We start from the raw sequence: 26,620 nt of genomic DNA, 5'->3' as shown, positions 1-26,620 counted from the left end.
TAGGGGTCTCCCCTGCCCGTGAGGATCCCCAGATCCGGTGGAACCGAGAACCTGGGGAGCGGCCGAGAGCGCGGGGAAGGTGCGAGGAGTCCCCCTGCCCAACTCCCCGCACCCGCAGGAGGACACGCACCCGGGGGAGAACGTCACGCGTCCGGCGAGACGCGTCCCCGGTCGGACGGGGCCGGCGCCCGCACACACGCGGCGTCCGCCGCCGTCACCCGTACCCGAGCGCGTGCAGCCGGGCGTCGTCGATCCCGAAGTGATGGGCGATCTCGTGGACCACCGTGACCTCGGTCTCCGCCACCACGTCCGCACGCGTCTCACAGATCCGCAGGGTGGGCCCCCGGTAGATGGTGATCCGGTCCGGGAGCACCCCCGCGTACCACTCCCCGCGGTCCGTCAGCGGAGTCCCCTCGTACAGCCCGAGCAGCTCGGGGTCGTCGGCGGACGGCTCGTCCTCGACGAACACCGCCACGTTGTCCATCAGCCGCGTCAGCTCCGGCGGGATCCGGTCGAGCGCCTCGGCGACCAGTTCCTCGAACTCCTCGCGCGTCATTTCCAGCACAGGGCCATTGTCCGGTACGAACGCTGTCGGGGGAGAGCCGTGAACCGTTTCGCATATCGGCCGGGGAACCTGGGCATACGGGACCAATGGCCCGCGTCCCCGCCGCAGCTCAGCTTGGAATACGAAGGGCGTCAGGCACGCTCGCCCGGTACTACCGCTCGCTCCGACCCCATCCGTCCGCCGAACTGGTCCCACAGCCCCATCCCTGGCTCCGCGCGCTCGGCATGGTCGCCGTCGTCCTTCTGGGCGCCTGGCTCGGCCTGCTGATCGTGGGCAACGTACGCGTCCCGGTGGGGCCCATGAACACCACCATGACGCTGCGCCCCTCGCTCGCCGGCGGTACGAAGATCAACGTCTCGCCGCTCGGTGCCCTGGAGCTGGACAGCCACAAGGCACCCGTCCGCCTCGACGTGAACGTCGACCAGCTCGACCCCGACCGTGCCCAGGCCCTGGTCGACCACCCGGAGCGGATCTCCGGGCTCCAGGAGGAGATCGCCCACGACGTCGAACACGGCACGCTCGACCTCGCCGTGCGCTCCGGCGTGGCCGTGGTCGCCGGCGCCACCGCGCTCGGGCTGGCCGTCTACCGCCGTCCGCGCCGCGCCCTCGCCGCCGGCGGTCTGGCGCTGACCCTCCTCGCCGCCTCCGGGGCGACGGCCTGGGCCACGTGGAACCCCAAGTCGGTCCTGGAGCCGAGGTTCTCCGGACTGCTGTCCTCCGCCCCGTCCGTGGTCGGCAACGCGCGCAGCATCGTCACGGAATTCAATGTCTACCAGGAGGAGTTGGCGCGTCTGGTGACGAATGTGACCAAGCTCTACGACGTCACGTCCACACTCCCGGCCTACGACCCCGATCCGACGACCATCCGGGTCCTGCACGTCTCCGACATCCACCTCAACCCGGCGAGCTGGAAGATCATCGCCTCCCTGGTGGAGCAGTACAAGATCAACGTGATCGTCGACTCGGGCGACACCATGGACCACGGCACGGCCGCGGAGAACGGCTTCCTCGATCCGATCGCCGACCTGGGCGCGCCGTACGTATGGGTCCGCGGCAACCACGACTCCCGCGTCACCCAGCGCTATCTGGAGGGCATGAAGAACGTCCACGTGCTGGACGACGGCAAGGCGGTGTCCGTCGCGGGCCTGCGCTTCGCCGGGATCGGCGACCCCCAGTTCACCCCCGACCGCTCGGTCGAGCCGGGCGGCGAACGGGCCGAGGAGCTCGCGGGCGCCCGCCTGGCCGCGGCCCTGACCGACCAGAAGGCCGCCGGCACCCCCGTCGACATCGCCATCGCCCACGAGCCCACAGCCGCGCGCGGGACGGACGGCGCGGTGCCCCTGGTGCTCGCCGGGCATCTGCACCACGAGGGAACGGAGATCATGAAGTACGGCACCCGGCTGCGCATCGAGGGCTCGACGGGCGGCAGCGGGCTGCGTGCGGTCGAGCACAAGTACCCGGCACCCATCGAGGCCTCGGTTCTCTATCTGGACCGGGACACCCGCCGTCTGCAGGCCTGGGACGAGATCAAACTCGGCGGCCTGGGCCAGACCACGGCCGAGGTGTCCCGCCATCTGGCCGACGAGAACCAGCCGCACACCGGCCCAACCCCCGGCACGTCACCTCCGACCTCCACGCCACCCGGCAGGCCCGGCTCGAGCCCGTCCCGCCCCGGCGCGCCCCCTGCGCCGAGCGCCCCCTGAACTGTTTTGGCGAACGCTCCCCGCATCCCATATGCTTCTCACGTCCCCGACGCGCTGAGAAGCGCGCAGGCGGGCCGATAGCCCTCATCGTCTAGCGGCCTAGGACGCCGCCCTTTCAAGGCGGTAGCACGGGTTCGAATCCCGTTGGGGGCACGCACTACTGTGTGCGACACTGTCGTACGCACGCTTGGTCCTGTGGAGCAGTTTGGAGTGCTCGCCACCCTGTCAAGGTGGAGGCCGCGGGTTCAAATCCCGTCAGGACCGCTGAGGTTTCGTTTCACGTGAAACCTTACGGCTGGGTAGCTCAGTTGGTACGAGCGTCCGCCTGAAAAGCGGAAGGTCGCCGGTTCGACCCCGGCCCCAGCCACCGCCGCCCTGTCAGGGCAAACACCCCCATCGGTAGTCATCGATGGGGGTGTTTTCGTTTCGCCTACGCCAACCGGTACGCCAACGGATCTCAGGAGCCACTGCCGGGGAGGGAATCACCCGTGTGTCGAACCTGCCGCACGAGTGCAGACTCACTTTCGCCGAAAATCTCACGCCAGATGACGTTCATGAGCTGGAAGCCTTCCTCATGGTCCACCTCGGCCGGGTGCACGACGAGGTGGGCTCGAGCGGCGAAATCTCGTTTGCGCTCCGGGCCCTCCTCATCCTGATCTCCGACTCAGCAGGGACGCTGACCGCGCTGCTGGGGCTGGAGAACCCCGATGCTTGGCAACGCTCCATGATCGTGGGCGAGTGGCGCAGACTTCGAGGAACGGCCATGGACTTCAATCACTGCGACGGCTACAACCACGCCCTTTGGTGGAACCCGATTCGTCACTGCAACGCAGCCGACGAGGCAGACGAACAGGGCCGGATACGTCGGGCGCAGGGTACCGAGACTGACCCTGAAGATGGCGTCTGACCCTGACCGAGACGGCACGCAGTGGTGGCGTCTCGCAACAGGCGTCCATAGACCTCAGCCCAACTGATCTCCGAGCTTGCGGAGCGCCTTCCGCTGCTCATCCAGCGACGCGTGGGCGTAGACCTTCATAGTCACGCCGATGTCGCTGTGGCCGACGATCTGCCGGACAATCTGCGGCGGTACCCCGAGATCCAGTAGCAGCGAGACTGCCGAGTGCTGAAGATCATGGAATCGGATCTCCAGGCCGAGTCGCTTGCGGAGCGGGTCCCAGCTCCGGCGGAGATTGTCCGGCTCCAGCGGAGTACCGATGCGGGACGTGAAGATCAGTTGTGCATGCGTGCTGACCAGGCGTGGAGGCTGCGCGCCAGACGCCCGTGGACGCCTGCGGGCCTTGTTGCCGGGCGGAGCGGACGGCCTTGCCGACATTGCGGGGCTCAACGCCGCTGCTGTCCCTGCCGTCCGGGACGGTGGAAGTATGGCGACGCTCCGCTACTGGAACGGCGACCCGGACACCGGCTCGGCGCGCAATCCCTTCGACTACGAGCCGCGCTCCCCGGCCGGGACAACGCCAAGCTGCGCCGCATCGGCCGGCTGGCCGAGGAAGGGGCGCTCACTCCCTTCCTCGGTCCGGTCCTCCCGTTCGAGCAGGCCGAGGAAGCCACTCGTTTGCTGATCTCGGGCACGGCCCGGGGCCGCATTGTGCTGACCATGCCCTAGTGAGAGCTGCCGCAGTTGCCCTTGCTGCGGCGTGTGACTGCTGCTCTCGCACTGGGGTGGCGGACGAAGGGCCCGCTGCGTGAGTAGCTGACATCAACAGAGGTGTACAACTGCGCATGGTGGCATGCCCGCAAACGGCGGATGGGCCAACAGATCCCAGCAATCGTGCGGTTCGTGATAGTGCTGCACCCGCCTATGGATCAGATGCTGTGGCCCCGTCCGCCTAAAGCACGCGGGAACGCCTCATTCCGGCTCGAGGACACTTCGGCCGTTTTTTGACCTGACGGGTGCGGAGCGGCCGGCTTTCACGAGGCCCATATGGTGATGGTGACGTCCGTGAGGATCCACAACGCGGCGGCAGCAAGAATCGAACGGTTGACCAATCGCGAACGTCGCCGCGACTCGGCTTCGACCTCCTCGGCGCTCCTCCCTTCAGGGCTCGGGTGGTACCGCCATCGGCCCGTCGCAAGCCAGATGGCTACGAGTGCCAAAATGACGTACAGGTCCAACTGACCCATTTCTTGGCCGAGTTGATATGGCGTCACCTAAGAGTTTCCCTCTTCAGGCAGCTGCGCGACGAGCGTCATCTTCTTTACCTGCGCATCCCATGGGGCTTCGTGTGCTGGGCATCCCGGAACCGCCGTGGCGAGAGCATGACGCCAGTATGCGATCCCTCCGCCTGACCATGTGCATGCACGGAACAGCCGTGCCCCGTGCCTACCTACACCTGCCCCACGCCGTCCCTGGCCGTCGGCCCTGACTGCAGTGGGTGCGGCTCCATCCGGAGCCGCTGTTCGCTCCGGATGAAATGTGGTCATTCGTGTGGTGGAGTGCGGCGCGCGGCGGCTTGTGTGAACAGGCCGCGCCCGATTGTCTGCGTCACGTCATCCAGCATGTCCGCTGTCAGCCAGGATGTCCGCTGGCGGGCGGCTACTTCGGGAGTTATCGTGCGCGCACGAAGCCTGTCTGTCGCGGCCGCGGCCGCTGCTCTCGTCATTGTCCAGCCGGGCCTCGCCGCCGCGGCGGCCGACCCCAGCACCACAGTCACGTACACCGTCACGTCCGGCGCATTGACACTGTCGGTACCGGTCAGCGCCAATCTCGGTGCAGGAGCGCCCGGCACCACGATCAGCGCGCCGATCGGTCCCGCGACTGTCACCGACGATCGCGCCCTCATCTCGGCCTCCTGGACGGTTACCGCGGCGGAGACGGACTTCGTGAACGACGGTGCGCCGACGATCCCCGCCACCGACGCCGGCTACGATCCCGGGTCGATTACGACGACCGGTACCATCACCGCCACCGGAACGCCCGTGACGCTGAGCAACACCGCGCAGACGGTAGTCACCGGGAGCGCCGGTGTCGGAGACAACACCGCGACCTGGAACCCGACCGTCACCGTTGCCGTGCCCCCCAGCGCCGTCGGCGGGACCTACACCGGAACGCTGACCCAGTCCGTTGCCTGACGGAATGAAGGGTGCGCGCCGGTACTGGGTTCTGCTGCTGATGCTGGCCTTCGTACAGGCGGCCGGGGTGAGGCCGGCGGCGGGGCACGGAACGCCCGGGGCGCCCTCCCCCCAGGGCCCGACCGCGGCCAGGGTCATCGGTATCAAGCTGCTCGACGCTCCGAAGAGCCGCCGTGCGGATCCCCGGGCGCATGCCTACATCGTCGACCATGTCGCGCCCGGCTCGACCATCGAGCGGCGGGTGGAGGTCACCAACGAGTCGTCCGCACCGATGCACGTCAACGTCTACGCCGCGGCGGCCACCATCGCGAACGGTGAGTTCACCTTCGCGCGGGAGCGTACCCCCAACGAGCTGACCGGCTGGACGTCACTCGATACGACGGACCTTGAACTGGCGGCCTCCGAAACGGCGCGGGTACGCACCACCATCCGGGTGCCCAGGGACGCCGCCGCCGGGGAGCGATACGGCGTCATCTGGGCGCAGACGGGCACCCCCTCGGACCGCTCGCACACTATGACGATGCTGGGCCGGGTGGGCGTCCGCATGTACATCGACGTCGGTCCCGGTGGTGAGCCACCCTCGGACTTCAAGATCGAGCGGCTCTATCCGGCCCGAGCCCGCGACGGGCGGGGGGAGGTGCGCGCCCGGATCCACAACACGGGAGGCCGTGCCCTGGACATCAGCGGGGCACTCTCCCTCTCCGACGGGCCGGTCGGACTGCGCGCCGGGCCGTTCCCCGCCAAGACGGGCACCACACTGGCTCCGGGTGACCGTGCGGAGACGGTCGTCCCGCTGGACGCACGGCTGCCGGACGGCCCGTGGGCCGTGAAGCTCACGCTCAAAAGCGGCCTGGTCGAGCACACCACGGGCGCCACCGTCACCTTCCCGGCGACCCCCGGTGGCGCCGGAGCGGTCGCCGCGTCGGCTGCCCGGCAAAGGCACTTCTCCACCCCTGTGGTCGCCGGACTCTCCGCCCTCGTCCTCACCGCTCTGTGCCTGCTGCCCTCCACGTTCCTCCGGCGCCGCCGGTGACCACTCCGCCCGAGCCCCGCCCCCGCAGCCGGCTGACCTGTTCTGGGCTACGCATGACGGTCGTCACCGAGCGCGTCGCCGCTGCTTCCGCGCCGGCACCGTCCTCGCCGGCGCTCCGGCCTCGGCGCACCACTCGCCCACCGGCTGTGTCTGTCGCGTCCCGAGTGCTCGCCGTGACCACCGTCGTGTCGTATTCGGGAGCCCACTCGCGGAAGCGTAACGTGATCTTCATGTCACGATGAGTATCTACGGCTTGTTATCGACGGTTTGGGAAGCGGAGATGTCGGTGTTCAGGCGTGGGAGAGGCCGGGCTGGAGCAAGCCGCGGCACGGGAGGTTCGGGCGGCATGTCCCGATCGTGGCCGAGGGTGCGGGCCCGCAGGACGGGGACGGTCATGGTGGCCAGGCCGGCCGTCCTGGCGATCGTCCTGGCCACGGCCTGGACCGCCACGATTCAGCGCGCCCACGTCGCCCAGGGCGACGACGGGACGGTGCCGGTGAACAGCGTCTTCACCACCCCCGGCCGCACCGAACCCGGTGTCACCGGCACCACTGCCCCCGGCGTCAGGGACAGCACCGGCAGTACCGGCCTCACCTTTACGGTCACCCCGCCCGACCTGCCCTCCCTGACCATCGCCACGGACCACGCGAACACCTTCACGCGGGGCGAGGACGGCGTGTACACCATCACTGTGGGCAACGCCACCGCGGCCGGCCCGACCAACGGCACCCCGGTCACCGTCCACGACATCCTCCCCGAAGGTCTTCGGGCCGACAGGATCACCGGCAGGGGATGGCACTGCATCCTGGCCACCCTCACCTGCACCCGCAGCGACGTCCTGCCTGCCGGGCACCGCTACCCGCCCGTCACCCTGAAGGTCGACGTCTCCTGCAACGCCCGTGCACGGGTCACCAACACCGCCACCGTCAGAGGAGGCGGCGACACCACCACCCACACCGCCACCGAACCCACCAGGGTCGAGCGTCACCGGCACGACAAGCACTGCGACCGCCACGATCACCGGTAGGGCGACTCCCCTCGACGAGATCCGGCCGGGGCTACCGACCAGAGGGACGTCACCTGATCCGACGGTGTGGTCGTCCGCGCGGTAAAGGCCGCGCACCGGGGTGCTGCAAGGGTGGCTGCCTCACCGCCTCGTGAGCTGTCGGCGTACACCGACCCGTACCCCGACCGCCGCGCCCCCGCCGGCCCTGCGGCCGATCGTGCCCCGCGTCGCCACGGCCCGTGCGGGCCGCCCCACGACGTCCACGCCGTCGGATTCCCTCACGGCCCAATTCCTCGACGGCGCCGGCGTGTTCACCCGCTTCCTGGCGAACCCGCCCGGGCAGAACGCAGGGCGCCGCGCGGAGTGTCTGAGCCCTGCCCTACCCTTCGCTCACCGGCCACACGGCCGGTACAGGCTGCACACAGCGGCCACACGCTTTGGGGGGTTCACATCACCGTGCGCATCCGCACAGTTTCAGCTGCCGTCGCGACGGCGGCCCTCTTCGGCTCCGTGGTGCTCGCGACCGTCCCGGCGGCCGCCGACACCAGCGTGCCGATCGCCGTCGACGACGTGATCGACACCATCGTCGACGGCGCCCACCAGCACCTCTACATCAGCGGCGACAGTGTGATCTCCGTCGCCGACCACACCGGCAAGGTGGTCACGACCCTCACCGGCCTGTCCGGAGTGTCCGACCTCCAACTGAGCCCGGACGGCAGCACGTTGTATGCCGCGGTCACCCGCGCGGACAAGATCGTCGCCTTCGACACCGCGACGCTCACGCAGACCGCCGAGTACCCGACCGGCAACGGGACGGCGCCGCGCCGGATCGCCCTCACCGAGGGCCGGATCTGGTTCGGCTACGGCGACCAGTGGGAGTCCGGGCTCGGCGAGGTCGACCTGACCGCCGACCCGGCGACCGTGACCCTCGATCTCGCGGGTGACCACGACTTCGCGAGCACGCCGATGCTGTACGCCGACCCGGCGAACCCGGACACCCTGGTCGCCCTGGACGGCGGCATCAGCTCCGGGCCGATCGTCGTCTACGACGTGTCGTCCGGCACCCCGGTGATCCGCGTCACCGCGAACGAGGGCGGCTTCTACCGGGACGGCGCGCTCACCCCGGACGGGCAGTCGATCGTCGTCGCCGGGCCGGGGAACCGGGCGGTCACCGAATACCGGCTCTCCGACCTCCAGGAGGTGCGCGAGTACCCGGTCAAGGACGAGCCGGAGACCGTCAGTGTCGCCCCGGACGGCACGGTCGCGGCGACCGCGCTCGACACCGAGAACACCGGCGACACCTACGTCTTCCCCGGCGGCGCCACCGACCCGGCCAGCATCCGCAACCTGTCGGACGCGTGGATGCCGTGGAGCGGGCACTCGACGGCCTGGTCGGCGGACGGCACGAAGCTGTTCGTGCTGACCGGGTCGTCCGGCTACATGCAGTTCCACACCGTCGCCGAACCGCGCAAGTACGTGACGAAGCTGACCGCGAACGCCCCGGCCACGGCCACGCGCGCCAAGACGCTCACCGTCAAGGGCACGCTCGCCGCCGGTCTGACGCCGCCCGCCGGGACGCTGCTGAACGTCGTGCGCACCGACATGCTGTCCCCGTCGGGCAAGTCCCTCGGCACCAGGGCGCTGGGCGCGAACGGCGCGTTCTCCTTCACCGACGCGCCCCCGGCCGGCGGTACGGTGCGGTACACGGTGACCTATGCCGGGGACGCCGCGCACACCCCGGCATCGGCCTCGGACACCGTCGCCGTCTCCCGCGCCACGCCCGCTCTGACGCTGACCAACAACGGCAAGGTGTACGGCTACGGCAAGAAGGTGGTCTTCACCGCCCACCTCGGCACCACCTACAGCAACCGCACGGTGGAGATCTGGGCCGACCCGTACGGCGCGGACAAACCCAAGAAGATGCTGAAGACCGGCAAGGTCGACTCGCACGGCAATCTGTCGGCGACCGTGACCATGTCGCGCGACACCGCCGTGACCGCCGTCTTCAAGGGCGACTCCCGGTACGGCGCGCGGACCGTCAAGTCCAGCGCGTACGCGCATGTGAAGATCGCGAGTTCGCTGTCCAAGTACTACCGGACGGGCAAGATCGGCTCGACCCGCTACGCCTACTTCCACAAGAAGACCGACGCCGTCCTGACCACCACGATGACGTACTACAAGGGCCGCAAGGAGCGCCTGGACCTCCAGGTCTATTCCAAGGGCAAGTGGTACACGACGGACTCGGAGTACTTCTCGCTCGGCACGAGCGGCAAGTGCATCGTCAACCTGGGCAACCCGGGGACGTCGGGTGTACGCGCCCGGGTGCGCGCCGCGTACATCGACCCCTCGTCGGGTGACAACGTGAACACCACGACGTACGGCGCCTGGTCGTACTTCTACTTCACCAACTGACCCGGGCCGGACAAGGGAAGGGCGGCGGCGCGTACGACGCACCGTCGCCCTTCCGCGCCCGCGCTTCGACTTCGCCGGCCTCGATGAACGTGCCGCGGCGTTTCGCCGGTTCCCCTCCGTGACACGGAACCGGCGCCCGGGTAGGCCGCGTCGACGGGACCGGATCCTGATCGTGACCGCACGGTCAACCGGTGGCGCCTTCTCCTGACAGCCGGGGTTTCATGCCCAACCGCCGTCGGCCGCGGGCGTCCGCGGCATGCGGAACGCCCAACACCCGGCCGTCAACGGCCACCTCGACGGAATGCGCCGGCCGGCGACTACGCGCGCGCCGCTTCTCAGGCGTCGACGGCGATACGGGAGGCGAGGTCCCTGCCCGCGGCCTTGTAGGCGGGAGGGAAGGTGAGTTTCAGGCTCTGTTCCTGGCCTTGAACACTGAGCACGGTCTGCAGCCCCAGACCCAGCAACGCCTTTTTCGCGGGTGCCGCGGACATCAGCCGGCGCGGCAGGGACATCAGCAGCTTGCCGGGGCGGCCCGACATGGTGGAGGCGTCGAAGAACATCAGCCGCCGGTCCGTCAGCGCCCAGTACATCGGACGCGGCTGGACGGTGGCGATCACCGTCCCCGCGGTGAGGGCGCCGACCAGCGCGGTGGTCAGCACCCGACGCTTGGCGGAGACGGAGCCGACCTTGGCGAGGGAAGTGATTTCCACCTGCTCTCCCTCGGTGAGCAGGGGGGCGACGGACTGAAGCAGTTGCTGTCTGCGCCGGTTGTTCATGGTTGTCCTTGCGATGTTCCGAAGGCACGCGTGCGCGCCGTGCCGGTGCGCGTGGGGGGATGCAGGAGAGCGTACGGACGGGACTTCGGCATCCGATCAAGACCGGGCCATGACTCCGCAAAGGCGCAGGACGATCGGGTGGTGGGGCAGGGCGTCCGGACGCACAGCGGGCGTGTGCGGGTCCGCCGCCGAAGACGCTTCGCCCCGGCCGGCGGCGTGGGGTGGGTTCATCAGTGCCCTGCGCACGGGCTCTCGGGGACGACCTCGACGCCGGGGTCGCGTCTGCTCGGCTCCGCCCGGGTCGACGGCGGACCGCGGCTCACCGGAACAGCGGTTCTCGCATGTGTCCCGTTCCTTTCGGCCGAGCCGACCCGGGGTCGAATTGAAGAGACCGGCGCTCCGAATGGTCGACCCGGTCGCCGGGACTCCGCCGCCCGTGATGCCCCGCCGGTGCCCCGGCGAATCCTCTCCGAATGAGCCATCCGAGTGCATATATCGAAAACTGCCCCGTGTGTAGTGGCCTTATTGGTGCTGTTGTCGTTTCCATGCTGTTGCTCGGGATCAAGAGTGCTCAGAAGCGCTCAGTCTTGCGGCACGTCGACATGATTGCAGGAAGAGGAACGCATGAAGCTCAGGAAAATGGCGGCTGTGGCCGCAGGTATGGTCGTTGCTCTCGGGGCGGCTGCTCCGGCCATGGCTGACTCCGGTGCCCAGGGCACCGCCACCGGCTCCCCTGGCATCCTGAGCGGCAACGTCATCCAGGTGCCCATCGACATCCCGGTGAACGTGTGCGGCAACACCGTGAACGTGATCGGGCTGCTGAACCCGGCGGCCGGCAACACCTGTGCCAACGGTGCCGACATCACGCCGACCGACACCGCGGCCACCACCCCGGCCGCCATCGAAGACGACTCCGCGGCCGCCGTCGCCCCGGAGGACGACGCCAGCAGCATCAACGACAGCATCGCGGACTGCCTCTGCCGTGAGATGGCCGCGAGCTGAGCCCCGTCTTCTGACGGACCCCGCCTGATGCGGGAATGACGCGAGGAAGACCGCCACTTCACAGGAAGTGGCGGTCTTCTCGTCTTCTCCTGTCCGTTGGCAATGCGGCAGCGGTCCTCGAGCGGCTGAAGCAGTTCTCGAAGGTGTCATGACCGGGCATATCAGGACGGCGAAGAAGAAACCCGCGGCCGGCATTCCCCGAATCGCCGCACCGCCGGAGAACGGGCGCGGCAGGACCCGGACCGCCCGTCGGCCCGAGACCCGTATGTGTCACCCGGGCATCACACCTCGGCCCGTTGGGTGATGGCCGCATCGGTACGGTCCCCCAGGAACTCGTACCACCGGCGTTCCAGGCAGACGTAGCGCACGTCCGCCTCGACGAGGCTGAGGAAACCCGCCACGGTCTCGGTGAGACGCTGCTGCAACCCCGGGTCGGCCAGCCTTCCGTCCTCGGCGAATGCCCGGTAGCTGTCGGCCACGCTGAACATGTCCGGGTAGACCCGGGTGCCCAGGTGTTCCAGGGGCACCCTCAGGGCCCACAGTCCGCGGTTGCCGCCGACCAGGGACGGCGAGGCGGAGACGAGCATCGCGTGCTTGGTCTTGAACGGCTGCGGCCGGACACGGGAGACCCAGTCGATCGCGTTCTTCAGCACCCCCGGAACGGAGGCGTTGTACTCCGGCGAGGCGATGACGAAGGCGTCGCTCTGCTCGAGTCGGTCCCGCAGGACGTGGGCGCCCGGCGGCAGGCCCTCCGCGGCCTCCATGTCGCCGTCGTACAAGGGCATGTCGAAGTCGCGCATGGAGGCGAGGTCGACCGCGGCACCGGTGTCGGAGATGAGCCGGGCGACGAGGGCGGCGAGGCGGGCGTTGGCCGAATCGGCACGCAGTGCCCCGCCGAAGACCAGGACCCGTAGCGGGCCGGGAGATGTGTCCGTGGGCATGGCTCGGTCCTTCCGCCGTGAGCACGCGCCCCGGGTGAGGCGCCCCTTTGACCAGTGTGGTTCCGGGAGCGCCGCCGTGCGACAGGGCGGCCGACCGCCGGCCCGGCGCCGGGCGGGTCTCTCGTTGCGGCGTGCCGTGGGGCCGACGATGCCCGCGCCTGCCCAGCCACGGGCTCAGTGGGCTGCGCGCGTCGGGCCGTTCGGGTGGGGGCCGGACCGTCGTCCGTACGGTGACGTCGGCCCGCCTCGCGCGCCCCGCTCCCGACGCAGTGCGGTCACCGTGATCAGCCGTTCAGGCCCCGCGCCCCTCGTCCGTCGACCGGCGTGGTGCGGCGTGCCGGTTGACGGATGCGCCCAGGCCGAGTGCCGCCTGGGGGACGAGCAGCACCATCAGGATGATCAGGGGGACGGTCCAGCCGCCGGTCGACTGGTGGACCGCGCCCAGCGCCAGGGGGCCCGCCGCTGCCAGCAGATAGCCCACGAACTGCGCCATGCTCGACAGCTGTGCGGTGTGCCGCGCGTCGGGGGAGCGCAGCACGACGAAGAGCATGGCCAGCGAGATCGCGGCGCCCTGGCCGAGGCCGAGAAGGAGCATCCACAGATAGGGGAGGCTCGTGGGGGCCGCGGCCAGGCCGGCGAATCCGGCGGCCGTGACCACCGCGCCGGTGACGACCGGCAGTCCGGGGCGGACGTGCCGGGCGAGAACAGGGGAGGCGAAGGCGCCGGCGACACCGACGAGGCTGCTGAAGGACAGCATCCAGCCGGCGGTTCCCTCGCTCATGCCGGCCTTGGTGAGCATGCTGGGCAGATAGGCGGCCGCCGCGTAGTACGACAGCGACTGCATGCCCATGTAGCCGGTGACCAGCCATGCGATCGGGTGGCTCCACATCCCGCGCACGGGATGCTGCGCGGCCGCGGTCTGTGCGGCGGAAGGGCGCGAGCGCCGACGGGACTGCGGGGCCCACAGCACCAGCGCCACCAGTGCCGGCAGTCCCCACATGGCCAGCTCGGGTCGCCAGTGCAGGCCCAGCGCCGTGCCGATCGGCACGGTCAGGCCGGCGGCCAGGGCCGCCCCGGCGTAGAGGGACATCGAGTACAGGCCGGTCATCAGGCCGGTCCGGTCGGGGAAGTCCCGCTTGATGACCCCGGGCAGCAGCACATTGGCCACGGCCACCCCCGCACCGACCACGACCGTGCCGGCCATCAGCGCCACCGTCGACGGTGCCAAGCGCAGTGCGCTGCCGCAGCAGACAGCCGCCATCGTCAGCAGCAGCGCCGGCTCCATCCCCCATCGGCGGCCCAGCCTGGGCGCGAGCGGCGCAATGAGCCCGAAGCACAGCAGCGGAAGTGTCGTCAGGAGGCCGGCCGCGGTGGCGGTCATACCGGTGTCCTGCCGGATGGTGTCCAGGATCGGCGAGGCGGCGACGATCGCGGGGCGCAGGTTCAGCGCGAGGACGATGACGCCCGCGCCCAGCAGGACCCCCGTCCGCAGTCCCGCTCTCCCCCGCCCGGCCGGGGTCTCCGCCGGCCGGGTGCCGGCATCGACATGGTCGGAGGCAGGAGCGCGGTCGGGGCGGAAGGCCGGACTCACCTACTCGTCTCCCGTCAGGGTGCCGGTCCGGGGCGGCGGAGCCGCTGCCGACGGGGGTGCCGCCGAGGGGAGCGGGTCCGCGTCCTGCAGGAGGCGCAGCGCGCTCGTGCCGTCGTCGATGTACCGGGCCACCGCGCGGCCCGCCGCATGGGGGTCGGAGGCCTCGATCGCGGCGAGGAGGTCGGCGTGCGAGGCGAAGTGCGTGCGGTCGCGGTCCGGGAGCGAGGAGTCGGTCATGGAGGAGATGAGGGCGTACAGGCCGTCGGTGAGATGGCTGTAGATGTCGGAGAGCATGCCGTTGTACGCGGCGGCGACCACCGCGCGGTGGAAGGCCAGGTCCGCCTGCACGAACGCCTCGACGTCCGCCGCCTCCCACGCCGTCGTCCGGTCCGCCAGCGCCGACCGCAGCACCTGGAGATCCGCGTCGGTGCGCCGCCGGGCGGCGAGCCGTGCCGCGTCGCGCTCGAGGGCGGACCTGACCTCCTGAGTCTCCATCAGGCCTGCCCGGTGCAGCCGTCGTCGAAGTGCCGCACCGAGGGAGTCGGAGGCCCGGACGTAGGTCCCGTCACCCTGCCGCGTCTGGAGCATGCCGGTGTGCACGAGCGCGCGCACCGCCTCCCGCACGGTGTTGCGGCCCACTCCCAGCGTCTCGGTCAGGACCGGCTCGGCGGGGATCCTCGTCCCCACGGGCCACTCGCCCGATTCGATCAGGTTCTGCAACTGCCCGATGACCTGCGCCACCAGGCTCGCCCGCTCCGTAGGCTGGATGGGCATCCCACACCTCCTAACATCCCATGTTTTGGCCAGGCTAACATCCCATGTTTCACGGCGCGCGCCCGATGGGAGCCGTCAGCATCACCGGTGGGCCGTGAGGCGCGGGCGTTCCGGGCGGCCGGCCGCAACTGCCCCGCAGCCCGGGTGAGTTCTTCGGTTCCTCGGCGTACGGACGATGGGCCGGGCAGGGCGCGGGGGCTCCGACCGGCACGGCACTCGGACGCCGAACCCGCACGCGACCTGGGTGTGCGCATGCCACCGGCCCCGGATCGGCTCTCGTCGCGGAACGGCGTGCCAGGGGACAATGCCCCTTCGACGCCGTACTTGAAGGAGTTGTGATGCAGGTCGCCGTGGTCACCTTCGACGGGTTCAACGAACTCGACAGCTTCATCGCTTCCGCCTTGATCAACCGGTGCCGCGAGGACGGCCTGGAGGCCTTCATCACGACGCCGACGCCGGTGGTCACATCGATGAACGGCGTCGAGGTGACCGGCCAGCGTCCGATGGAGTTCGTGACCGAGGCCGAGGTCGTGCTGATCGGCAGCGGTGTGAAGGCCCGCGAGGTGGTCGCGGACGACCGGCTGATCGCCCGGCTCCCGCTCGACCCCTCGCGCCAGCTGATCGGTGCCCAGTGCTCCGGCGCGCTGGTGCTCGCCCGGCTGGGCCTGCTGGAGGACATGCCCGCGTGCACGGACGTGAAGACGCGGCCCTTCGTCGAGGCCCGCGGTGTCACCGTGCTGGACACTCCGTTCCACTCCGAGGGGAACATCGCCACGGCGGGCGGCTGCCTGGCGTCCCAGTACCTCGCCACATGGGTGATGACCCGCACGCTCGGGGAGGACGCCGCGCGCGGCGTCCTCGACTATGTGGCCCCGGTCGGTGAGAACCGGGAGACGGTCGAACGGGCCCTGAGCGCCGTCCGCTCGGGCGAGTCCGTACTGCGCTGACGCCCCGCATCGGCTGACGCCCCCGCGTCGGGCTGACGCGCACGCCGTCGCGGAGGCGGCGCACATGGTCGCGGAGTTCACCGGCCGCTACGGCTCTCGACCCGGAGCGGATCCTCGAACAGCACCTGCAGGAGAACCGGCGGGAGGGTCGCCGGGCGCGGCGCGCACGTCGTGCCCGAACCCCCCGGTGCGCACGGGAGTACGGGCGGCGGACCGGCCGCCCTGCGGAAGGCCCGCCACACAAGGACGTCCGCGGGGCCGGCCCGGCTTGGCATGTCCCCGCTCGAACGCTAGGTTCTGGCGGGTCGAGGTCAATCGTGCGGGTGGGGCGATCATGGGCATGGGCGGGGCGAAGGCCATGGGGGACGTCGAGCTGGAGCGGGACCGGGCCCGCTACGGACTCCTCGCGGTGATCATCAGCAATCTCGCGATCGCCGGTGTCGCGATCTTCGGAGTGTGGCGCCTGGACGGTGACCGGTCCGTGATGGTGGGCGTGCTCACCGCGGCCTTCACCTCGGTGAGCAGCATGACCACCGCGTACCTGGGCATCAAGGCCGTCTCCAACACGGCGAAGTCGATGGCCCGGGAGCGGGTCGCCCCCGCCAAGCCCGCCGCTTCGGTGCCCCCGCAGCCGAGCGATCACTGAGCAGCGTTCACCGGGCAGCGATCGCCGAGCGGCGGCACGCCTCGTATGCGCCCGCGTGGTCCGCACGTGGCGTCACGCCAACCCGCCGGAGACAAATCGTTAGCCACGAATTTCTCCGAGGTGAGATCCTGGACCGCGTATGTCTACGCATCCTGCCCCCGCCCTCGGCGCTCTCGCCCCCCGCCTGACCGAGCTGTCCCTGCGCGACGCCCACCGGCTCGGCCGCAGGCTCGAAGGCGCGCGCAAGATCCGCAAGCCCGAGGCCCGCGCCGCCGTACTCGCCGAGATCGAGGCGGAGGTCGCCAAGGCCGAGACCAGGATCGCCGAGCGCAGCGCCCGCGTCCCCGCCGTCACGTATCCCGAAGAGCTGCCGGTCAGCCAGAGGAGGGACGCGATCGCCGACGCCATACGCGAGCACCAGGTCGTGATCGTGGCCGGCGAGACCGGCTCCGGCAAGACCACCCAGATCCCCAAGATCTGCCTCGAACTCGGCCGTGGGGTACGGGGCATGATCGGCCACACCCAGCCGCGCCGTATCGCCGCCCGGACCGTCGCGGAGCGTGTCGCCGACGAGCTCCGCACCCCGCTCGGCGAGGGCGTCGGCTGGAAGGTGCGGTTCACCGACCAGGTGAACCCGGACGGCACCTTCGTCAAGCTGATGACGGACGGCATCCTGCTCGCCGAGATCCAGACGGACCGCGAGCTGCGCGGCTACGACACGATCATCATCGACGAGGCCCACGAGCGGTCCCTCAACATCGACTTCCTGCTCGGCTACCTCGCCCAGCTCCTGCCGAGGCGACCGGACCTCAAGGTCGTCATCACCTCCGCCACGATCGACCCCGAACGGTTCTCACGGCACTTCGGCGACGCCCCGATCATCGAGGTCAGCGGACGCACGTATCCCGTCGAGGTGCGCTACCGGCCGCTCCTGGAGGAGGACTCCGAGGACGCGGACCGCGACCAGATCACGGCGATCACGGACGCCGTCGAGGAGCTGATGGGCGAAGGACAGGGCGACATCCTGGTCTTCCTCTCCGGTGAACGCGAGATCCGTGACACCGCGGACGCGCTGGCCAGGAAGCAGTACCGGTTCACCGAGGTCCTGCCCCTGTACGCCCGGCTCTCGCACGCCGAGCAGCACCGCGTCTTCCAGCCGCACACGGGCCGCAGGATCGTCCTGGCCACCAACGTCGCCGAGACGTCCCTGACCGTCCCCGGCATCAAGTACGTCATCGATCCCGGCTTCGCGCGCATCTCGCGCTACAGCCACCGGACCAAGGTCCAGCGCCTGCCCATCGAGCCGATCTCGCAGGCGAGCGCCAACCAGCGCAAGGGCCGCTGCGGCCGTACGTCGGACGGCATCTGCATCCGTCTGTACAGCGAAGAGGACTTCCAGACCCGGCCCGAGTTCACCGACGCCGAGATCCTGCGTACGAACCTCGCCTCCGTCATCCTCCAGATGACCGCCGCCGGGCTCGGTGACATCGAGAAGTTCCCCTTCATCGATCCGCCGGACCACCGCAACATCCGCGACGGCGTCCAGCTGCTGCAGGAACTGAGCGCACTGGACCCCGCCCAGAAGGACCCGCGCAAGCGCCTGACCGACACCGGCCGCAAGCTCGCCCAGCTGCCCGTCGACCCGCGCCTGGCGCGCATGGTCCTGGAGGCGGACAAGAACGGCTGTGTGCGCGAGGTCATGGTGATCGCCGCCGCCCTGTCCATCCAGGACCCGCGGGAGCGGCCCGCCGACAAGCAGACCCAGGCCGACCAGCAGCACGCCCGTTTCCGGGACGAGACGAGCGACTTCCTCGCCTACCTCAACCTCTGGCGGTACATCCGTGAGCAGCAGAAGGAGCGGGGCTCGTCGTCGTTCCGCCGGATGTGCAAACAGGAGTACCTGAACTTCCTGCGCATCCGCGAATGGCAGGACATCTACACACAGCTGCGCACGGTCGCCAAGCAGATGGACATCCATCTCGACGAGCAGGACGCCCCGGCCGACCGCATCCACGTCTCGCTGCTCGCCGGCCTCCTCTCGCACATCGGGCTGAAGGACGTGAAGGAGTCCAAGGACGCCGGCCCCGGCGCCCGCAGGGACGGCGGACGCAACGAGTACATCGGCGCCCGCAACGCCAAGTTCGCGATCTTCCCGGGCTCGTCCCTGTTCAAGAAGCCGCCGCGCTTCGTGATGTCCGCCGAGCTCGTGGAGACCTCCCGGCTCTGGGCGCGCGTCAACGCCAAGATCGAGCCGGAGTGGGTCGAGCCGCTCGCCGAGCACCTTCTGAAGCGGACGTACGGCGAACCGCACTGGGAGAAGGACCAGGCCGCGGTGATGGCCTACGAGACGGTCACGCTGTACGGCGTCCCGATCGTCGCCCAGCGGAAGGTGAACTACGGCCGGATCGACCCGGAGGCCAGCCGCGAGCTGTTCATCCGCAACGCCCTGGTCGAGGGCGACTGGCGCACCCACCACAAGTTCTTCGCGGACAACCGCAAGCTGCTCACCGAGGTCGAGGAGCTGGAGCACCGCGCCCGCCGCAGGGACATCCTGGTCGACGACGAGACGCTGTTCGACTTCTACGACCAGCGGGTGCCCGAACACGTGGTCTCGGGAGCCCACTTCGACTCCTGGTGGAAGCACAAGCGCCACGAGCAGCCCGACTTCCTCGACTTCGAGCGCGAGATGCTCATCAACGAGAGGGCGGGCGCGGTCACCAAGGACGACTACCCCGACTCCTGGCGCCAGGGCCCGCTGAAGTTCAAGGTCACCTACCAGTTCGAGCCGGGCGCGGACGCCGACGGTGTGACGGTGCACATCCCGCTCCAGGTCCTCAACCAGGTGACCGACGAGGGGTTCGACTGGCAGATCCCGGGGCTGCGGGGGGACGTGGTCACGGAGCTGATCCGGTCCCTGCCCAAGCCGATCCGCCGCAACTACGTGCCCGCACCGAATTACGCGACGGCGTTCCTCGACCGGGCGGTGCCGTTGCAGGAACCGCTGACCGTGACGATGGCGCGCGAGCTGAAGCGCATGGTCGGGGTGCCCTTCGAGGCCGACGACTTCGACTGGGCCAGGGTTCCCGACCATCTCAAGATCACCTTCCGGATCGTCGACGAGCGGCGCCGCAAGCTGGCCGAGGACAAGGATCTCGAGGCGCTGAAGCTCCGGCTGAAGCCGAAGGCGCGCAAGGCCCTCTCCCAGGCCGCGGCGGCCACCGCCGAGCGGCAGGGCGGGGAGTCCCTGGAGCGTTCCGGCCTGACGGACTGGACGATCGGCGCGCTCACCCCGGTCTTCGAGACCCGCCGTGCCGGTCAGCCGGTGAAGGCGTACCCGGCGCTGGTCGACGACGGCGACACGGTCTCGGTACGCCTCTTCGACACCGAGGAGGAACAGGCCGAGGCCATGTGGAAGGGCACCCGCCGCCTGATCGTGCGGAACATCCCCGTGAGCCCGGCGAAGTTCGCGTCCGAGCAGCTGACGAACGCGCAGAAGCTCGGCCTGTCGGCGAACCCGCACGGCTCCGTCCAGGCGCTGTTCGACGACTGCGCGACAGCGGCGGCGGACAAGCTGATCGGGGACTTCGGCGGGCCGGCGTGGGACGAGGAGTCGTACCGGAAGCTGTTCGACAAGGTGCGCGCGGAGATCGTCGACACCACGGTCCGTACCGTCGGGCAGGTGCAGCAGGTGCTCGCCGCCTGGCAGGCCTGTGAGCGCCGGCTGAAGACGGTACGCAGCCCCGCGCTGCTGCCGAACCTGACGGACGTCAGGACCCAGCTGGACGCCCTCGTGAAGCCCGGCTTCGTCACGGAGGTGGGCATACGACGGCTGCCGGACCTGATGCGCTACCTGGTCGCCGCGGACCGCCGGTTGCAGCAGATGCCGACCAACGTCCAGCGGGACACGACACGCATGGCCAAGGTCCACGAGATGCGGGACGAGTACGCATGGCTGCTCGAGCAGCTGCCGCAGGGCCGCCCGATCCCGTCCTCGGTACGCGACATCCGCTGGATGCTCGAGGAGCTGCGCGTGAGCTACTTCGCGCACGCGTTGGGCACGGCGTATCCGGTCTCGGACAAGCGGATCGTGAAGGCGATCGACGCCGCGGCACCGTGACGGCCCTTTCACGCTGGGTGAGTTCGACCAAGGGCTCACCCTCCTGTACAGTCTCTTCTCGCAGCGCACCGCACACGGCGCCGGAGATCCGGTCCAGCTGAGCGAATGCTGCGAAACCTGGTCCTGTGGAGCAGTTTGGAGTGCTCGCCACCCTGTCAAGGTGGAGGCCGCGGGTTCAAATCCCGTCAGGACCGCATCGGCAAGAGCCCCGTATCCCTCGGATGCGGGGCTTCTTCGTGTCCCCGTGCCGTACGGCCCCCCTCCGCGGCGCAGTGCCGCGCCACCGTCGCCCGGCCCGGTCCGCGGCAGCCGCCGAGGGCCCCGAGCCCCCGCCGCACCACCCTGCCCGACCGAAGCCCCTCGGCCCGGTGGCGACGCCCTCGCCGGGCCGAGGACCGGGTACCGCCGCACCCACCGCGCAGGGCCTCGCCGAGCGGCCCCAAGACCCCCGTCGCGACCGTGTGAGCCCCCGTCAGGAGCGCCGGCGTCCGGCAGCCCTCCGGTCTTCTCCGCACGCGTCCGCGGCCCGCGTCGGAAGGGGCGGGCCCACCCCCCCCCCTGCGTTCCGGTGCCTCTTGACGGCGTCACTTTCCACCGGTACCCCAGACAGCAGGGACCCCGACGATTCGGGCCCTCGGGGGAGGTGGCGTATGGCGGCGTCCGCTCGGCACGAGACCCGTGCGCTGCTCCGCGCCCATCTGTCGGCCGCCTCCGGGTATCGCCATCTGACGCACCACTGCCCGGTCTGCCACCACCTGCTGCGCCTGGCCATGGAGCCGACCCAGCAGGTCGAGGAGGGCCCGGAGACGGCAGCGGAGGACGACAGCCCCTCCAGGGCGTGAGCGAACGGGCGGGCGCGACGGATGCGCGGCCCGCACCGCAACCCCGATCCGGCGGTTGGGACCCCCTCCGCATGGGCACTTCTGGACGTGCGGTCCGCCCAACACCCGTCCCACGCAGCCGTGTTCCTCTAGCAAAGACACCATGTCCGCGACAAGGACTCTGGCATGTGACGGGAGTCACCGTATGAGTTTTGGGAGATGAGGAATTTACCCCTCTCCTACACAGGGTCAATTTAATATGTGCAATTGCACCACTCCCAGGGGTCCTGCACGGCAGATCCGACACCCCTCCCCAGAGTCCGACAAGGTCACTCACAGGCGGGCCCGCAGCCCACGGTCCGGGCACAAAAAAGATCGCGCTGGACTCGGCGGAGTCCAGCGCGATCGACGACGCACCCTTGTCGTGCCTCTATGACCTTGGGACAGGGTCCTGTTGGGGCAGAACCCGCGTCGCTTGGAGCTGTCGGTCGGACACGGCGGCAGATGGGGGAACCTGCCCGTATGTCCGGCTATATGCGGCGTCAGGCCTCGCTGCGCTGCTGCGGGATGCCCGCGAGCAGGGCGCGGACCTCGGCCTCGCGGTAGCGGCGGTGCCCGCCGAGCGTGCGGATGGATGTGAGCTTGCCGGCCTTGGCCCACCGCGTGACCGTCTTGGGGTCGACACGGAACATGGTGGCGACCTCAGCCGGGGTCAGCAGCGGCTCGGCATCAGGGGTGCGAGCGGTCATGAGCGGCCTCCTCGGGAGAACCGAACCTTCTCGGTTCTTTCCTCTAAATTCTGCACCTTGACCCGCGTTGCCCGAAATGGCGGACGCGAGTCGAGTCGGTTATAGGACGAACGGCTTGTCCTCGGCACTACAACTACACCATCTGTCCAGCCGCGTCGGCCAAACCGATGGAATTGCCCTCCCAGGTGTTCATCAGCGACGGAAGCCGATGGACCATGCCATAGCGGACAGTCACGCCACTGTGACGATCAGTCACAGGGCGATCAGGAGGCACCAGCCCCCCCAAAGCGTGCAATGCAGAGCTTCCGCCCAAAATCGGGCAGAAGGAGCCTCCCCCGGGCTCCTTGTCCTATTTTGGCATGAGGAGGGCCGTAAGATGCAAGGTCCGCGTAAGTGCGCTCCGTCACGCTTGACGCGATAAGCCCGGATCGGCATCTACGTCCCGTGTGTCGAACTGCGGTAGGTCAACCATGGGCCAACGGTTGCCACTTCACCATGTCTCGCGGGTCACAATTCGAGCATCGGTTCGCTGGAGCCCCGCGGAGGTCGGACGGACCCTCAGTTCGCCGACCGGCGCTCCCGCACGCCACGCCACCGCTCCACCAGCCGCCCGTACGCCTCTCCGGCGGCGGCCCCGTCGCCCACCCGCAGGGCCTCGATGCCCTCGGCGACGTCCGCGGCCGAGTGATCCCCGTCCAGCTCCGCGGCCGGCAGGACGTGGACGAGCCCGCCGTAGTCCAGCTCGACCAGGGACCGCGGGTGGAACTCCTCCAACCACCGCCCCACATCCACCAGACCGTCGATGAGCGGCCCCTCGTCGATCGTCTCCTTGAGGGTCCGCAGCGCCCGCGCGGTGCGGCGCCTGGCCTGCACCATGGGGGTGCGGTAGCGCAGCATCGGCGGCACCTCGCCGGACCCCTTCTCGTACCTGCGCTCCTCGTCCGAGACCAGCACGAACCAGTTCAGCGGCACCTGCCAGGTCGCGGTACGGATCCACGGCCGGGCGTCGGGGTTGCGCTCGCGCCACCGCTCGTAGTCCCGGGCGGCCTGATCGCGCACGACCGGCGGCAGCACCGCGTCCAGGACCGGGGCGGGCAGCTCCTCGGCCAGGTCCTCGAGCGCCTGCCACCCGCGCAGCCGGGTGCGCCACGGACAGACGCACAGCGCCTCGTCGACCAGGGTCACGAAGGCGTCGCCGCTCTCGTGCACCGGAACCGGGACGGGTGGGGTGGGCAGCAAGTCGGCCAGGGAGCGGCGCAGTTCGTCCTGGTACGAGGGGCGGTCGGGGCGCCGGGCGTAGCGCTCCCAGTGGCTGCGCTCCGGCTCCGGGAAGGCGGCCAGCGGCTCGTACACACGCAAGTAGCACGCGTACGGGACGATCACCGAGGACACCTTGGGCACGCCTGCTCCCTCCCCATCGGTCATGACCCGAAACCCGGCCGGTCAATACCCGGCCGGGGTGGAAAACCATTGCAAATCGTCCCACGAACCCGTCCAGGCGTACTCCGGGGGAGGGTGATCCCGGGCACTGGGCGGTTCAGGGCCGCCCGGACGCTCTACGCTCATGCCCACGGGCCCCGCCACCCGCACGGGACCCTCCCTCAACCGGCGCTACTCAATCGGGAGTCACCACCGTGACCGACGTAACCGACGGCGTCCTGCACACCCTGTTCCGGTCGGATCAAGGGGGGCACGAGCAGGTCGTGCTCTGTCAGGACCGGGCCACGGGCCTCAAGGCCGTCATCGCGATCCACTCCACCGCCCTGGGCCCCGCCCTCGGCGGCACCCGCTTCTACCCGTACGCGAGCGAGGAGGCGGCCGTCGCCGACGCGCTGAACCTCGCACGCGGCATGTCGTACAAGAACGCCATGGCCGGCCTCGACCACGGCGGCGGCAAGGCCGTGATCATCGGTGACCCCGAGCGGATCAAGACCGAGGAGCTGCTGCTTGCGTACGGCCGCTTCGTGGCCTCGCTCGGCGGGCGCTACGTCACCGCCTGCGACGTCGGCACCTATGTCGCCGACATGGACGTCGTCGCCCGGGCGTGCCCCTGGACCACCGGGCGCTCACCGGAGAACGGCGGCGCCGGCGACTCCTCGGTCCTGACCGCCTACGGCGTGTTCCAGGGCATGCGGGCCTCCGCCCAGCATCTGTGGGGCGACCCCACCCTGCGCGGCCGCAAGGTCGGCGTCGCGGGGGTCGGGAAGGTCGGGCACTACCTGGTCGGGCACCTGCTCGAGGACGGTGCCGAGGTCGTGATCACCGATGTACGGCCGGACGCCGTGCGCCGGGTCACGGACGAGCACCCCGAGGTCACCGTGGCCGCCGACACCGCCACCCTCATCCGCACCGAGGGTCTCGACATCTACGCACCCTGCGCCCTGGGCGGGGCGCTGAGCGACGAGTCCGTTCCGGTACTGACGGCGAAGGTGGTGTGCGGCGCGGCCAACAACCAGCTCGCGCACCCGGGCGTGGAGAAGGACCTCGCCGACCGCGGGATCCTGTACGCGCCGGACTATGTCGTCAACGCCGGCGGTGTCATCCAAGTCGCCGACGAACTCCACGGCTTCGACTTCGACCGCTGCAAGGCGAAGGCGTCGAAGATCTTCGACACCACGCTGGCGATATTCGCACGTGCGAAGGACGACGGCATTCCGCCCGCCGCGGCCGCCGACCGGATCGCCGAGCAGCGCATGGCGGAGGCCCGTCCGCCGGTCCTCCCGGGGGAGGCCTCGCAGCTGTGAGCGGTACCCGCCGACGGGAGGTTGGAGAGAACTCTCACTCTTATCGGCGGGTCGTCCGCCAATAAGTGGTTAAAATCGGCCGTGACCAGCGAGGACGGGGCGCCTCGCAGGTCCTGGGCACACGCCCGTCCTGCGGGCGACGTACCGTATGGGCGTGGGCTCAGGTACCGTGGAAGCCCTACGGACCGGTCTCTCCACGGAGAGCCCGTTCCGGATCATGAACGCGTGTCAAGACTCTGGGGCCGTCGAGCCCCGTCGTTGAGGGGGTCGAGCCATGGGGCGCGGCCGGGCCAAGGCCAAGCAGACGAAGGTCGCCCGCCAGCTGAAGTACAACAGCGGTGGGACGGATCTCTCACGCCTGGCCGAGGAGCTGGGCGCATCGACATCGAATACGTCGCCTAACGGCGACCGGTTCGAGGACGATGAGCAGGACGACGACGTGTACGCACGGTACGCCGACCTTTACTCGGAGGACGACGACGACGAGGACGGCGATTCCTCGCAGCATCGTCGCGGCGCTTGACCTTGCACTGAGCTCCCACCCGGTCCGTGGCACCAGCCACGGACCGGGTGCTGTGCTGTCCGTCGGGTTTCAGCCCGCGTAGTCACCCACCAGGGCCGCGCCCGTCTCGTGTGCGCCCCGGTCAGTGATCTCGCCGGCGACCCATGCCTCCACATCGCGGTCGGCCAGGGCGGCGAGCGCGACGTCCACCGAGTGCTCGGGGACGATCGCGATCATGCCGACGCCCATGTTCAGGGTCTTCTCCAACTCCAGGCGTTCGACGTCGCCGGTCCTCCCGACGAGGTCGAACACCGGTGCAGGGGTCCAGGTGGAGCGGTCGACCACGGCGTGCAGACCGTCCGGGATCACACGGGCCAGGTTGGCCGCGAGTCCCCCGCCGGTGATGTGGCTGAACGCGTGCACCTCGGCGGTGCGGGTCAGCGCCAGGCAGTCCAGCGAGTAGATCCTGGTGGGCTCGAGCAGCTCCTCTCCGAGGGTGCGCCCGAGTTCGTCGATGTGCCGGTCGAGGCCGAGCTTCGCCCGGTCGAGGAGAACATGCCGAACGAGGGAGTACCCGTTGGAGTGAAGTCCGGAGGCGGCCAGGGCGATCACCGTGTCGCCCTCCTGGATGCGTTCGGCACCGAGCAGCCGGTCGGCCTCCACAACGCCCGTACCGGCGCCCGCGACGTCGAAGTCGTCCGGACCGAGCAGGCCCGGGTGTTCGGCCGTCTCACCGCCCACCAGGGCGCAACCGGCCAGCACGCAGCCCTCGGCGATGCCCTTCACCATCGCGGCGACGCGCTCCGGGTGGACCTTGCCGACGCAGATGTAGTCGGTCATGAACAGCGGCTCGGCACCGCACACCACGATGTCGTCCATGACCATCGCCACGAGGTCGTGGCCGATGGTGTCGTAGACGCCCATCCGGCGCGCGATGTCGACCTTGGTGCCGACGCCGTCGGTGGCGGAGGCGAGCAGCGGACGCTCGTAGTTCTTGAGGGCGGAGGCGTCGAAGAGGCCGGCGAACCCGCCGAGGCCGCCGAGAACCTCGGGGCGCTGCGTCTTCTTCACCCACTTCTTCATGAGCTCGACGGCGCGGTCACCCGCCTCGATGTCGACGCCCGCGGCCGCGTAGGAAGCGCCCTCGGGACTGCCCGTCGACGAAGTCGACTGATCGAACACAGCAGACATTGCCTGGGAT

22 protein-coding genes, 4 tRNA genes and 1 pseudogene are annotated in these 26,620 nt (G+C 69.7%); 18 read left to right on the top strand and 9 right to left on the bottom strand.

Translation table 11 applies throughout. From position 1 onward, the window contains the following. Window positions 1-214: 214 nt before the first annotated feature. A complete protein-coding gene (locus tag ACSHXN_RS21870; protein ID WP_331266303.1) occupies window positions 215-565 on the bottom strand; it encodes a metallopeptidase family protein in 351 nt (116 codons plus the stop codon). 86 nt (window positions 566-651) lie between these two features. Between ACSHXN_RS21870 and ACSHXN_RS21865 the strand changes: the two genes are divergently transcribed. From ACSHXN_RS21865 to ACSHXN_RS21845, 5 genes are all read left to right on the top strand, one after another. After that, entirely contained in the window at window positions 652-2,268 is a 1,617-nt protein-coding gene (locus ACSHXN_RS21865) for a metallophosphoesterase family protein (protein WP_438303564.1), read from the top strand. Window positions 2,269-2,348: 80 nt separating this feature from the next. Then, window positions 2,349-2,421: transfer RNA gene (locus ACSHXN_RS21860), tRNA-Glu, on the top strand. A gap of 36 nt (window positions 2,422-2,457) precedes the next feature. Continuing rightward, window positions 2,458-2,532: transfer RNA gene (locus tag ACSHXN_RS21855), tRNA-Asp, on the top strand. 29 nt (window positions 2,533-2,561) lie between these two features. After that, a tRNA-Phe gene (locus tag ACSHXN_RS21850) sits at window positions 2,562-2,635 on the top strand. 123 nt (window positions 2,636-2,758) lie between these two features. After that, window positions 2,759-3,175 carry a hypothetical protein gene (locus tag ACSHXN_RS21845; protein WP_438303563.1) on the top strand — a complete coding sequence of 139 codons (417 nt, stop codon included), beginning with the start codon at window positions 2,759-2,761 and terminating at the stop codon, window positions 3,173-3,175. Window positions 3,176-3,229: 54 nt separating this feature from the next. Here ACSHXN_RS21845 and ACSHXN_RS21840 read toward each other — a convergent pair whose 3' ends face one another. Beyond that, window positions 3,230-3,601: a tyrosine-type recombinase/integrase gene (locus ACSHXN_RS21840; protein ID WP_356112433.1), complete on the bottom strand. Its 372-nt coding sequence runs from the start codon at window positions 3,599-3,601 to the stop codon at window positions 3,230-3,232. Here ACSHXN_RS21840 and ACSHXN_RS21835 point away from each other — a divergent pair. From ACSHXN_RS21835 to ACSHXN_RS21815, 5 genes are all read left to right on the top strand, one after another. Continuing rightward, window positions 3,509-3,892: a zinc-binding dehydrogenase gene (locus tag ACSHXN_RS21835; protein ID WP_355135277.1), complete on the top strand. Its 384-nt coding sequence runs from the start codon at window positions 3,509-3,511 to the stop codon at window positions 3,890-3,892. The genes ACSHXN_RS21840 and ACSHXN_RS21835 overlap by 93 nt on opposite strands. Window positions 3,893-4,839: 947 nt before the next feature. Further along, complete coding sequence (locus ACSHXN_RS21830) at window positions 4,840-5,358, top strand: hypothetical protein (protein ID WP_356294677.1); 519 nt, start codon at window positions 4,840-4,842, stop codon at window positions 5,356-5,358. A gap of 4 nt (window positions 5,359-5,362) precedes the next feature. Continuing rightward, window positions 5,363-6,391, top strand: a complete 1,029-nt coding sequence (locus ACSHXN_RS21825) for a peptidase (RefSeq protein WP_356294674.1) — start codon at window positions 5,363-5,365, stop codon at window positions 6,389-6,391. Between the two features lie 346 nt (window positions 6,392-6,737). After that, window positions 6,738-7,418: a hypothetical protein gene (locus ACSHXN_RS21820; RefSeq protein ID WP_438303562.1), complete on the top strand. Its 681-nt coding sequence runs from the start codon at window positions 6,738-6,740 to the stop codon at window positions 7,416-7,418. A gap of 435 nt (window positions 7,419-7,853) precedes the next feature. Continuing rightward, window positions 7,854-9,809 (top strand): YncE family protein, encoded by a 1,956-nt coding sequence (locus ACSHXN_RS21815; protein WP_438303561.1) that lies wholly within the window; start codon window positions 7,854-7,856, stop codon window positions 9,807-9,809. A gap of 335 nt (window positions 9,810-10,144) precedes the next feature. On the opposite strand, the gene ACSHXN_RS21810 is transcribed toward ACSHXN_RS21815, so the two are convergent. Next, the gene (locus tag ACSHXN_RS21810; RefSeq protein WP_356294668.1) at window positions 10,145-10,585 is read right to left on the bottom strand and encodes a hypothetical protein; all 441 of its coding nucleotides are present in this window, start codon (window positions 10,583-10,585) and stop codon (window positions 10,145-10,147) included. A gap of 624 nt (window positions 10,586-11,209) precedes the next feature. Here ACSHXN_RS21810 and ACSHXN_RS21805 point away from each other — a divergent pair. Continuing rightward, window positions 11,210-11,437 (top strand): annotated as a pseudogene (locus tag ACSHXN_RS21805) (chaplin); the annotation flags it as partial. Window positions 11,438-11,868: 431 nt separating this feature from the next. On the opposite strand, the gene ACSHXN_RS21800 reads toward ACSHXN_RS21805, so the two are convergent. From ACSHXN_RS21800 to ACSHXN_RS21790, 3 genes are all read right to left on the bottom strand, one after another. Then, complete coding sequence (locus tag ACSHXN_RS21800) at window positions 11,869-12,528, bottom strand: NADPH-dependent FMN reductase (protein ID WP_355135265.1); 660 nt, start codon at window positions 12,526-12,528, stop codon at window positions 11,869-11,871. 292 nt (window positions 12,529-12,820) lie between these two features. Next, window positions 12,821-14,119 carry a CynX/NimT family MFS transporter gene (locus tag ACSHXN_RS21795; protein ID WP_356112422.1) on the bottom strand — a complete coding sequence of 433 codons (1,299 nt, stop codon included), beginning with the start codon at window positions 14,117-14,119 and terminating at the stop codon, window positions 12,821-12,823. Continuing rightward, window positions 14,120-14,893 carry a FadR/GntR family transcriptional regulator gene (locus ACSHXN_RS21790; RefSeq protein WP_355135261.1) on the bottom strand — a complete coding sequence of 258 codons (774 nt, stop codon included), beginning with the start codon at window positions 14,891-14,893 and terminating at the stop codon, window positions 14,120-14,122. Window positions 14,894-15,231: 338 nt separating this feature from the next. Between ACSHXN_RS21790 and ACSHXN_RS21785 the strand changes: the two genes are divergently transcribed. The 5 genes from ACSHXN_RS21785 to ACSHXN_RS21765 all read left to right on the top strand — a co-directional run bounded on the left by ACSHXN_RS21785 (window position 15,232) and on the right by ACSHXN_RS21765 (window position 21,445). Continuing rightward, window positions 15,232-15,840, top strand: a complete 609-nt coding sequence (locus tag ACSHXN_RS21785) for a DJ-1/PfpI family protein (protein ID WP_355135259.1) — start codon at window positions 15,232-15,234, stop codon at window positions 15,838-15,840. 334 nt (window positions 15,841-16,174) lie between these two features. Further along, window positions 16,175-16,486 carry a hypothetical protein gene (locus ACSHXN_RS21780; RefSeq protein ID WP_356112420.1) on the top strand — a complete coding sequence of 104 codons (312 nt, stop codon included), beginning with the start codon at window positions 16,175-16,177 and terminating at the stop codon, window positions 16,484-16,486. 139 nt (window positions 16,487-16,625) lie between these two features. Further along, window positions 16,626-20,603, top strand: coding sequence for an ATP-dependent RNA helicase HrpA (gene hrpA / locus ACSHXN_RS21775; protein WP_438303560.1), 3,978 nt, complete (start codon window positions 16,626-16,628; stop codon window positions 20,601-20,603). Between the two features lie 119 nt (window positions 20,604-20,722). After that, window positions 20,723-20,797 (top strand) — tRNA-Asp (locus ACSHXN_RS21770). A 456-nt stretch (window positions 20,798-21,253) separates the two neighbouring features. Further along, complete coding sequence (locus ACSHXN_RS21765; protein ID WP_355135255.1) at window positions 21,254-21,445, top strand: DUF6274 family protein; 192 nt, start codon at window positions 21,254-21,256, stop codon at window positions 21,443-21,445. A 521-nt stretch (window positions 21,446-21,966) separates the two neighbouring features. On the opposite strand, the gene bldC is transcribed toward ACSHXN_RS21765, so the two are convergent. Both bldC and ACSHXN_RS21755 read right to left on the bottom strand, forming a co-directional pair. Beyond that, on the bottom strand, window positions 21,967-22,173 hold the full coding sequence (bldC, locus tag ACSHXN_RS21760) for a developmental transcriptional regulator BldC (protein WP_003949541.1): 207 nt from the start codon (window positions 22,171-22,173) through the stop codon (window positions 21,967-21,969). Window positions 22,174-22,731: 558 nt separating this feature from the next. Continuing rightward, the gene (locus ACSHXN_RS21755) at window positions 22,732-23,574 is read right to left on the bottom strand and encodes a hypothetical protein (protein WP_355135253.1); all 843 of its coding nucleotides are present in this window, start codon (window positions 23,572-23,574) and stop codon (window positions 22,732-22,734) included. A gap of 233 nt (window positions 23,575-23,807) precedes the next feature. Between ACSHXN_RS21755 and ACSHXN_RS21750 the strand changes: the two genes are divergently transcribed. Together ACSHXN_RS21750 and ACSHXN_RS21745 are read left to right on the top strand one after the other, a co-directional pair. Further along, window positions 23,808-24,917, top strand: a complete 1,110-nt coding sequence (locus ACSHXN_RS21750; protein ID WP_359456699.1) for a Leu/Phe/Val dehydrogenase — start codon at window positions 23,808-23,810, stop codon at window positions 24,915-24,917. A gap of 274 nt (window positions 24,918-25,191) precedes the next feature. Then, window positions 25,192-25,440, top strand: a complete 249-nt coding sequence (locus ACSHXN_RS21745) for a DUF3073 domain-containing protein (protein WP_059130121.1) — start codon at window positions 25,192-25,194, stop codon at window positions 25,438-25,440. A gap of 69 nt (window positions 25,441-25,509) precedes the next feature. Here the strand turns inward: ACSHXN_RS21745 and purM are convergent, their stop codons facing one another. Beyond that, complete coding sequence (purM, locus tag ACSHXN_RS21740; protein ID WP_355135249.1) at window positions 25,510-26,610, bottom strand: phosphoribosylformylglycinamidine cyclo-ligase; 1,101 nt, start codon at window positions 26,608-26,610, stop codon at window positions 25,510-25,512. Window positions 26,611-26,620 lie beyond the last annotated feature (10 nt).

This window comes from Streptomyces sp. HUAS TT11 (genome assembly GCF_051553595.1).
Lineage (GTDB): Bacteria > Actinomycetota > Actinomycetes > Streptomycetales > Streptomycetaceae > Streptomyces.
Note: the sequence above shows the minus strand (reverse complement) of the source record. Positions and strands in the feature narration are given on the sequence as shown.